The 7,516-nt window shown below is 36.2% G+C and carries 6 protein-coding genes; 2 read left to right on the top strand and 4 right to left on the bottom strand.

Annotation, left to right across the window (positions count from 1 at the left end; all coding sequences use genetic code 11):
* Positions 1-515 precede the first annotated feature (515 nt).
* Both VB264_RS19665 and VB264_RS19660 read left to right on the top strand, forming a co-directional pair.
* Entirely contained in the window at positions 516-1,460 is a 945-nt protein-coding gene (locus tag VB264_RS19665) for a sensor histidine kinase (RefSeq protein ID WP_323252156.1), read from the top strand.
* On the top strand, positions 1,457-2,188 hold the full coding sequence (locus tag VB264_RS19660) for a LytR/AlgR family response regulator transcription factor (RefSeq protein WP_323252154.1): 732 nt from the start codon (positions 1,457-1,459) through the stop codon (positions 2,186-2,188). The genes VB264_RS19665 and VB264_RS19660 overlap by 4 nt, the downstream gene beginning before the upstream one ends.
* 341 nt (positions 2,189-2,529) lie before the next feature.
* On the opposite strand, the gene VB264_RS19655 is transcribed toward VB264_RS19660, so the two are convergent.
* The 4 genes from VB264_RS19655 to VB264_RS19640 all read right to left on the bottom strand — a co-directional run bounded on the left by VB264_RS19655 (position 2,530) and on the right by VB264_RS19640 (position 7,346).
* Positions 2,530-2,961: a hypothetical protein gene (locus VB264_RS19655; RefSeq protein WP_323252153.1), complete on the bottom strand. Its 432-nt coding sequence runs from the start codon at positions 2,959-2,961 to the stop codon at positions 2,530-2,532.
* A gap of 47 nt (positions 2,962-3,008) precedes the next feature.
* A complete protein-coding gene (locus VB264_RS19650; RefSeq protein ID WP_323252150.1) occupies positions 3,009-4,217 on the bottom strand; it encodes a C10 family peptidase in 1,209 nt (402 codons plus the stop codon).
* 172 nt (positions 4,218-4,389) lie between these two features.
* Positions 4,390-5,502 carry an ISAs1 family transposase gene (locus tag VB264_RS19645; protein WP_323252148.1) on the bottom strand — a complete coding sequence of 371 codons (1,113 nt, stop codon included), beginning with the start codon at positions 5,500-5,502 and terminating at the stop codon, positions 4,390-4,392.
* A gap of 647 nt (positions 5,503-6,149) precedes the next feature.
* A complete protein-coding gene (locus VB264_RS19640) occupies positions 6,150-7,346 on the bottom strand; it encodes a DUF418 domain-containing protein (RefSeq protein ID WP_323252146.1) in 1,197 nt (398 codons plus the stop codon).
* Positions 7,347-7,516: the final 170 nt, after the last annotated feature.

Raw genomic sequence — 7,516 nt, 5'->3', positions numbered from 1 at the left:
TAATCTCCCAAATTGTGAACAGATATTTTTTTTCTATACCTAAAAACATTTCCATGCTACAAGTTCTTAATTTTTTTTATCTTATCTAAAAGATGTGGGTAATCAGTAGGACTTAAGTCACCCGCTAATAGAAATAGGTTTTAACCGCTACATCTTCAAAGTAACGCATCAACCAGTTGATGAATAAACGAGTGTAGAATACTAGATTACTTGTGTAGATAAAAGCCCAAATTGAAGGCATTTTCAATCAAAATATGCACAATGAATGTATTGATAGACACTTGTAACGACCTCAAAACTATATCAGTAAATAAAAGCGTAACTTGACACCAAATTTTTGATAAACTTCACGTTGTATTCATGCTATGAAGTATTTAGAGCGATATTCTTTTTTAATACATATTTTGGGGTGGTTGGTGTTTATTTTAGCCCCCTTTTCTTTCTTCCCATTCTCTATAAAGGAAAGCCTGAAGTTTTACCCCTTTCTGGTCTCCAACCTTATCAACAACTTTTTGTTGATAGGACTATTTTATTTCAACCTACATTGGCTTACACCTAATACCCTCCAAAAAGGCACCTGGGGTACATTCATAGGTTTATTGCTAGGGGCATTCTTGATTACGTTTGTAATTGATAAGGTGATTTTTGACCTTACCTTTGATGATATGCCAAGACCAAGGCATGATGGTCCGCCCACATTACACGGCGAGGGGCGTCCGCGACCATTTTACGCAGGACCACCCATGATGCTCAATTCACCTCATTTTTTGGGAATATCTGTCTCGTTTATATTGGTGGTAGCACTCAGCAGTGTAATTGCCCTCTGGAGGGAACGCACCGAAAATAAGGCTATCCAACAGCAAATTATTTATGAAAAAATAGCCGCAGAATTGGCGGTGTTGAAATTGCAAGTAAGTCCTCATTTTCTGTTTAATACCCTTAATAATATCCGTTGGTTGGCACGACAAAAATCTGAACAAACAGAAGGGTATATCCTTAAGCTTTCAGATTTGCTACGGTATATGATTTACCATGCCAACCATGACAAAGTAGCTTTTTCGCAAGAAATAAAGTACCTCAACGATTATATCGACTTGCAACGCATGAGGCTGATTGACCCTTCAAAGGTAATATTTGAGGTAGAGGGCGATACAGAAACCTTGATGATAGAGCCTATGTTGTTTATTCCATTTGTAGAAAATGCCTTTAAATATGGAGTACATAGCCAGCAAGATACGCCCATTGAATTTCGTTTGTCCATCAAAGACAAAGTATTACACTTTTATAGTAAAAATGATATTTTTACGGGAAACTCTCCTTTGTTGGAAGAAGAGTCTGGTATTGGGATTCCGAATGTAAAGAAGCGATTAGCCTTGCATTATCCCGACAAACACCAGCTTAGTATTAACACTGAATGGGGACAGTTTGAAGTAAACTTATTGATAAACCTGAGCGCATGAAAATCCGTTGTTTGGCTGTAGACGATGAGCCATTTGCCCTGAATATCTTGGTAGATGACTTACAAAAAATACCCTATCTTGATTTAGTAAAGTCAACGACTAATCCTTTAGAGGTATTTGAAATATTGAAAAAGGAAACGATAGACTTACTTTTTATTGATATTCAAATGCCTAGTCTGACGGGCATACAGTTGCTTAAAAGCCTTTCAGAATCGCCTATGGTGATTTTTACGACGGCTTTTGAGCAATACGCCTTACAGAGCTATGACCTGAATGTGGTAGATTATTTATTAAAGCCCATCGCCTTTGAGCGCCTGCTGAAAGCAACTAACAAAGCCAACGAATTATTTATTTTAAGGCAATTGTCTAAAACTGTTCCCTTGCCAGTAAGTGAAGAAAATGAGCCTGATTGTTGTTTTGTCTATTCGGAATACAAGGAAATTAAAATCATGTATGACGAAATTCTATACATAGAAGGACTGAAAGACTATGTGAAGATTTATACCGTAAAAGCCCCACAGAAGCCCATCTTGACGCGATTAAACCTAAAGGCAATGGAGGTGAAATTATCTGAAAAGGTATTTTGCCGAATACACAATTCCTATATCGTCAATTTAAAAAAGATAGACAGTTTTCAGAAAACCAAAATCAATATCGGACCTATAGAAATCCCGATTGGCAGTCGTTTTTTTGATTTTTTTGAAGAAAGGTATCGGGGGAAGCGGTGAGAGATAATGAAAGTAGGGCTGAATTGCATTCAGCCTATATCGGAAACGGCTGAATGCAATTCAGCCCTACTTTTTGTTCCCTTGGCTGGTCTCCCGACCAGCCAAGGAGGTAGTATGTGTACCAAAATATTGTTAACACTACTGCCGTCTAAAACAAAACCGCCTGTATGTTTGGAGTATTCCCCAAAATACAGGCGGTGGTTTTACTTAAAGTAATTTCTACAATTTAAAAAATGTGTTGATTACGTATAAATAATTGATTTTTAATTATGTACCCACTAGCCCAAGGGCTAAACAATCAAATTTATCAATCACAACTTTGTAACCTCGTTACAAAAGCCCTATTTAGTGATTACTATATTTTTTTCAACTTTAGCATCAACATTCCACACTTCTTTGTTATTTATTAAAATGCTTTTAGTTAAATAATTTGAAGAAGACTGATATAAATTTAAATGTACTAAATCAACTGAATTATCAGACCAAACAATTTTGATATTTTGCTTGTCTATAAAACGTGATTTCTGTAAATCAGCCCCAGCAAATATCCTTAGATAATACACTGAACCCTTAACCTCGTATAATAAGGGTGCGGTACTGATAGCCATACTATTGCCTAAATCATCAGTATAAGCCAGTTTAATAGAAGCTAAATCGTAACCTCCCACGGTAGTTGGATTGAGCATATCTTTGCCATTTTTCATGACACTTACATTCACATAAGTATCTACTACAACTGACTCCACAGCAACATCTTTTTTACATTGAAACATTAAAGTAGTTATGAGGAGAGCTACTATTTTTTTCATCTCTAGAAGCATTAATAAAGGTTATAAATCATCTTACGAGAATCATTAAATGTATAACTACCAGGATTAAAGTTATTAAATCCATAATAACCATTGTCTGTTCCACCCCAGCCCCAATTCATATTAAGAAACAAATAAGTTGTACCTGTTTCACAATAAAAGCTCTCTCTGTAGCCATCACACACCCATGCATGACCATTTGTATATGAGCCAAAAATCCACCAACCAGTGTTAGTTCCACCAGATAACATTACTGGATGCCCACTATTTAATTGACTTTGAACTACATTATAGTTGTAATTGGCTAAGGTAGCACTACTATATCCATAATAGTTTACAAAAGCATATTTAGCGTCTTCCATTGTGGCGGAAGAACCAGAACATCCGTAACTCATATTTACTTTGCAACCTATATCTTTCATCAACGCTGCTGTGGTACTGGTGCCATAGCTCAATGGCATATTCGACCAACTAAAACTACTTGGCTTTTGTTTGTTTTTCATAATCTGAGCCATAGCTGTGGCTATACAACCAGTAAAAGGATTGCCACAAGCTCCTCCAGATGAACAGACTTGATTGGTATTATTACATGATAGATTCAGATAATCGTTGTAACCACAGCCTTGATCCCAAGTTGTAGAGGTTAATGGCCCAACCACAGTAACGTAGTCTGAACAACCGCCATCTCCTGGGTCTATGTAACTCATCCTTGAGTTTGATTTAGCGTTGGAATCAAACCCTATTGCTTTTTTGGTTTCTTCTAAATCCCAGGCTTTTGTTCTACTGCTATTATCTTTCCTGATGTTTTTTACAGTTTCTTTAGTAGTTGCTAACCAATAGACTAAACCTGAAGGAATGCTTTTAGTATCTAAACTAAAATCTCCAACCTCTGAAAACGCTAAAACAGGATCCAATTTTTTATCGGCAGACAATATAATAAATCCACCTTCTGAATAGGTAATAATATAATATACCGTTAAACCATTTTCATCTGGTACAGAAACCACTTTTTTTATAGACTTAAGATTATTTATGGTTAGTTCTGAACCTACCCCATTATTTTTTGATGAATTCGGATTCACCAAATCTGTAGCAAACTTTTTGGCAACATCCAAACTTACAAAAGTAGAAGGTGTAAGAATTGTGGAATTTTCTTTTTCTACAGAACAAGATGCCAAGAAAATAGAAAAAACTAGAAGAAATAGGTATTTTTTTTTCATTTCAGTTAATGTTTAAAAATTGTGTAAAAGTTATTTATATATATTTATGATAGATTATTAGTATTTACATGATAAATGTAGAAATATTAATTTGAAAAAAAAATATTTTGAAAAGATAATGAAAAAAAACTTTAAAATATGGAGTAACATTACTCATATAGGTTAAACGCATTTAAATGTTAGAAAGCATCTTAATTAGATATTGGTCATTCCAACCTGCTAATTTTCTTCGACTTTTAATGCTTTCTTTATCGGTTACTTTATTAAGTAATTGCAGGGATAATTTACGAACAATAGCTAAATTCTCAGGAGCATTTCCAGTTTGAGTTCTCTGTAAATCTTCTCGAAAGGTTACATCTAATTGCCAATGCAAACTATTTTCTATACTCCAATGATTACGAATGTATTGATTAAAATCTTTGGGTTTCAGTGCTAAATCACTAAGATAAAAGCGAGTTTCAACACTAATTTTATTGTTCATTTCTCTTTTAGACTCTATGATAATAATACTTTTAAGGTGCTTCCAAGGAGCTAAGTCGTCATAAAGAGTAAGGTCATTTTCAACATAACAGGTTCTGGTTTCGATTCTTCCACTACCAAAGTCAACATTTTCATTCTTAGGTAGTTGAGATTTTACTTGAGTGAATCGTTCACTAACTTGCTGATAGATATGCTTGTTGTTATTGCGGTTCGCCGCCCGCTTTAATGCTAATATATAATGACCCTGTTTAGAAGTAATTATATCAGCATTTTTAACGTCACAAGCAATGGCATCAATGGTCACGATACTGTCCTTTAAATCAAGACTATTAAGTAAATCTGGGACTGCTGTTTTTTCATTGGATTTTGAAGCTACTTTTTGTTGTCCTAAGATTAATTTATGGTCAGAAACCCAAGCACTTAATAAACAAAGTCCAGATTTTTTATGCCCAGATTTAGCCGTTGCACGAAGAGTTTTACCATCAATATTAATTTGAGTATATTCTTCACTGAGTGTTGATAAAATTTCTTTTGACCAGCGATAGAGACTATCGGCAAAAGCATCTTTATCTAAAAATTTTAAGACCCTGTTAAATGTATCATGAGAAGGTACACCATTCGGTAATTCCAAAAATGTCCGCAGGAAAGACTCTTTTTGAGTTCCATATAAGGCTATATCTTCAAAATCGTCTGCTCCACAAATTGAAGCGCACACAGATATTACTAAAATGTCTAATAAATTATGCTTTTTACGTCGATTTATACGAAAATCTGGAACGTCTTGAAAGAATTTTTGCCAGTTCATCTGACAAAGTTCATAATTTTATAAATAATTCACATTTTTAAATGCGTTCAACCTGTTACTCATATCAATCTTAGCATTTCTATCCTCACTCCTCGAAGTCTCTGACTTCGTGGGTTAGATAAATGGCAATCTCTGATTGTCAAGCGGAGAAATATAAAACAAACAGTAGTAGTACGAGTTTTCAACTCGTACATTATTTCACGAGTTGAAAACTCGTGCTACATCCTTGACCTTATTAGATTTCTAATCTTTTCCACGCAGCTTATAAAACTGCTTCCGTGGCTGGTCTCCCGACCAGTCCACATTGCTTTTTAGCTATCACACTAATATATAAATTTACATTTTGTACTGACGAATGTGGACTGGTCAGGAGACCAGCCACGGAGGTAAATGTGGACTGGTCAGGAGACCAGCCACGGAGGTAAATGTGGACTGGTCAGGAGACCAGCCACGGAGGTAAATGTGGACTGGTCGGGAGACCAGCCACGGAGGTAAATGTGGACTGGTCGGGAGACCAGCCACGGAGGTAAATGTGGACTGGTCGGGAGACCAGCCACGGAGGTAAATGTGGACTGGTCAGGAGACCAGCCACGGAGGGATATAATCACTCAATCACCATTCACTCAATCACAACTAAAAACTCACAACTAAACTTGCCACCTCAAATAAGTAGCCGAACGCCAAAGCCATTCCATTGGTCCATATTTAAACTTACTCAGCCACCATTTACTGAACACTATCTGAAGGCTAAAAATCACAATACCTATTACATAGCACCAAGCAGGACTAATCTCGCCAGCCAACCCAAAACCTATTCCATAAAACAACAAGATACCAATAGCACTTTGTAGCAAATAATTGGTCAAGGCCATTTTACCGATAGCAGCAAAATTCAACATTACTTTTTCCATGTAGTTTTTACTAAACCACAGCGATAGTCCTGCAATGTAAAAAATCGTCATGAGTAATGAGTGGAGCGAAAACAAGAAATTGCCAATCATCCCAAACCATTTTGGCATTTTGTCCCAAAGCTGGGCAATATCAATCGTTAAAAAGAAAGCAATAATAAATACGTTCACCCCGATAGACCACCACATGATTTTTTTTATCAACCGTTGACGGTCTGACAAATGTTCAAAAATCTTACGTTTTCCAACCCAAAGTCCCAATAGAAAAAAGCCGAAAGTCACAAAGATTCGTCCTGATTCCCATTGAAATCTAGCTTTAAAGGCAAAGTCTTTAAAATTCTGAACGATTACTTCGGCATACGTACCTTTCTTTAAGGTGTAATAACTTTGGGCTGTTTCTTTTTCAGATTTAGTCTGTTCAGCCTTTTGTTCCTTCTCTGATTTTGGTTTTTCTGGTGGTTGGTTATAGGCAATCACCTCACGAACAAAACTCGGGACATTCAGCGTAAAAAATAGGATGGCTACCAACAGTACCTTTTCACTAGCGTTTCTGAACAGTATCATAAAAAAACCAAGGAAGGCGTAAATGCCTAGAATGTCTCCTCGCCAGTGAATGTGATGAATAAACCCAATAATAAACAAAATGATGAGCCTCCACATAAATCTGGGCAAAAACCGTTGGTCGTCTTCTTTGCGTTGTAACAACTGTAATGCAAAACTTACCCCAAAAAAGAACGAGAAAAAAGTATAGAACTTTCCAGAAATAAAAATAGCATCAATATAATTCACGATTGTGCTGGCTGTATCCGTCTGGTATTTTTGCCAAACTTCACTTGGCATGCTTCCCGCAATAAACCAGCCCCCTATATGGGCCAAGATAATACCTAATAAAGCGAAGCCCCTCAAGGCATCTACAAGCAGAATTCTTTTTTTCATAGTATAATTTTCGGTTGTTAGATAGTATTTTTCTCAGACCATAAGATGATAATATGATGGAAAAGGTTGCAGGAAGGAGACTTTTTTAGGATTTTTTTGGATTTAAGGACTTTGGGGCTTTAGGACTTTGGGACTTGAAGACTTTAGGACTGAAAGACATAAGACGCTAG

Source organism: Arcicella aquatica (assembly GCF_034928825.1).
Classification (GTDB): domain Bacteria; phylum Bacteroidota; class Bacteroidia; order Cytophagales; family Spirosomataceae; genus Arcicella; species Arcicella aquatica.
The sequence above is the reverse complement of the archived record's forward strand: the minus strand, read 5'-3'. Positions and strand labels throughout refer to the sequence as shown.